Origin of the sequence: Gilliamella sp. Fer4-1 (assembly GCF_001690515.1) — a bacterium.
Taxonomy (GTDB): Bacteria; Pseudomonadota; Gammaproteobacteria; order Enterobacterales; family Orbaceae; genus Gilliamella; species Gilliamella apicola_C.
Genome location: NZ_LZGZ01000276.1, coordinates 1 through 2,318 on the forward strand (window position 1 = coordinate 1; position 2,318 = coordinate 2,318).

Annotated in this window: 1 protein-coding gene, 1 rRNA gene and 1 pseudogene; all 3 read right to left on the reverse strand. The window is 34.4% G+C overall.

The genetic code is table 11. The features are described from left to right. Positions 1 to 90: 90 nt before the first annotated feature. The 3 genes and pseudogenes from A9G30_RS09675 to rrf all read right to left on the reverse strand — a co-directional run bounded on the left by A9G30_RS09675 (position 91) and on the right by rrf (position 2,125). Positions 91 to 1,268, reverse strand: a pseudogene (locus tag A9G30_RS09675) (IS256 family transposase). Between the two features lie 15 nt (positions 1,269 to 1,283). After that, on the reverse strand, positions 1,284 to 1,610 hold the full coding sequence (locus A9G30_RS09680) for a hypothetical protein (RefSeq protein ID WP_218057831.1): 327 nt from the start codon (positions 1,608 to 1,610) through the stop codon (positions 1,284 to 1,286). A gap of 399 nt (positions 1,611 to 2,009) precedes the next feature. Continuing rightward, positions 2,010 to 2,125, reverse strand: a 5S ribosomal RNA gene (gene rrf, locus A9G30_RS09685). Positions 2,126 to 2,318: the final 193 nt, after the last annotated feature.

Genomic DNA, 2,318 nt, shown 5'->3' on the forward strand with positions numbered 1-2,318 from the left:
CAACTAAAATATAATGTCTTGAAAAATGATTATGGAGAAGTGTCTTAACCGATAGAAAAGACCCTATCCTCAATTTTGTGTATTTGCCAGTTAGAGGTAACGGGTAATTTTGTCACCAAATTCTACAATAAACCGGCTCATTGCGCTTTTCCAGTTTTGGATCGGTATAGTTCATTTTTTGATGCTTGTCGGATAGCTAAATAAATCACATTTTTCACCGAATCATCCGTCGGGAAAACTTGCGTTTTTTGATAGCATGGCGAATGATGCTGTTCAGTGATTCTATGCATTGATGGTGTAAATTGCCTTACGAATATTTTTCGAATAGGCTGTCAAATTATTCCAATGACATCGCCATAATTGACTTATGTAGCTATATTTTTCATCTCACACCGATTCAAAGTGAGATAAAGCTTGTAAGGCTTACTCTTCGGTTCTAGCTTGATTAATTGCTTTAAAATCTTTAGTAATGCTTTATAGTATTTCCAACTAACAAGCTTTAAACTATTACCCACCCTATGCAAGGTACAGACACTGGATAAACGGTGTTAATTGCATCAGGAAAACTTTTTTAAACTATCAATACAAGTAATTAAAATATCTTCCACTCCTCGATTCTTCAGTCCAGTTAAAACCGATAACCAAAACTTAGCCTTTTCATTTTCAGCTATCCAAGATCCTAATAGTTCTTTATTCCCCCTCAGAGTTGATGGCTAAAGCTAGAAAAATCAATTTATTGATAATACAGCCAACTTGTCTGACTTTGACCGCAATACAGCCTAAGTAAACAATGGGATAAAGCGTATCCAACGGTTTATTTTGCCACTCAATCACTTGCCTTTTAACCGCATCGCTCACCTTTGATATCAAGGCTAGAGAGATATCAACATCATATATCTGTTTAAAGTTTTTCAATTTCTCGTGCGGTCATGCCTTTGGCATACAGGAATAGAATTTGATGGTTGATTTTATCAATCGAGTTTAATATTTTTTATTAACTGTGGTTCAAATGAGCTTTCTTTATCCCGTGAGATGGATAGTTCTAACTCACCATCATCACTAATGGCTGTTTTTTTACTATAGCCTTACGATAATTACTACCTAACTTTTTATGATGTTTATCATGCCCTAAGTGTTGGATTATTTCCGTATTTAACACTGCCTCAATGATAAGTTTATTTAAAAAAGCAGGTTAATTTACCCAAATCGTCTTGAGTTTTTATTTTTTTAGTTAACTCAGTCGCTAACTCTTTTAATTTTTTATCCATTTTTATTTACAGGATCTATTTTTCATCTGTTACTGATATGTATTTAGTTTTTTTTTTACTTAAATTATCTAGTAAATTTTTATTGTCATCTTTCCACCAATATTCTTTATATATAGCTGGTTGTTTAAACTCATAAATACTAACTAAACCTAGTAAACCTGACGGGGAATCCGCCATAAAATCCCAACCATTTCTTTCGGCACAGTACATTTTTAATCTTTCGTCATACCAGATTTGGTACCCTTTTTTATCCAATATATTGAATACAGTGTTTGATATATTTGAATATTCAGATAATGCCGGCATAAAATCAACCTCATCTAATAATTTCAATAGCTTCATTAGGAATTTTCCCTTTGAAGGGTCTTTCAATTGCTCTTGTAACTGCTCCTCTAAAATAGTACAGTAAAAAAGTAGAAAATTCTCTATGATAAAAACAAAAGAGGGATTTAATTATAAAAAAATGACTGAACATCAAATCGTAGCTTTTTAAAAGAAGCTAGGCTGGTTGTTCCAGTTAGAGAACTGTGCGGTAAATAGGACATGGATAATTCGGTTTTTTATCAATGATTAATGAACTCATTTCATTCCAGCATCAATTCAACATCAACTTATCATCTTCAATCCGTTATTCTTCGGGCTATCCGCTCTAGATATTATTATACAAATCAGAGCTCCATTAAATAAAATACCAAACGTAAAAAAGCCCAGCATCACTGCTGGGCTTCACTAAATTTAAAAGTCTGGCGGCACCCTACTCTCACATGGGTAATACCCACACTACCATCGGCACTACGGCGTTTCACTTCTGAGTTCGGCATGGGGTCAGGTGGGACCACCGCGCTATTACCGCCAGACATATCCTGTCTTCTCTTCTCTCAATTACCATGTATTATCTCATATCCACAGCAATTGCTCAATCCGGAACAAACTGCTCTATCATTTATTAAACAATTTAAAGTCAATCTCTCTAAAAATATCAACTTCAATCATCCAATCGCGTAACTCCAAAACAACTCCGAGTTGTAAGGTTAAGACTCTCGGTTCATT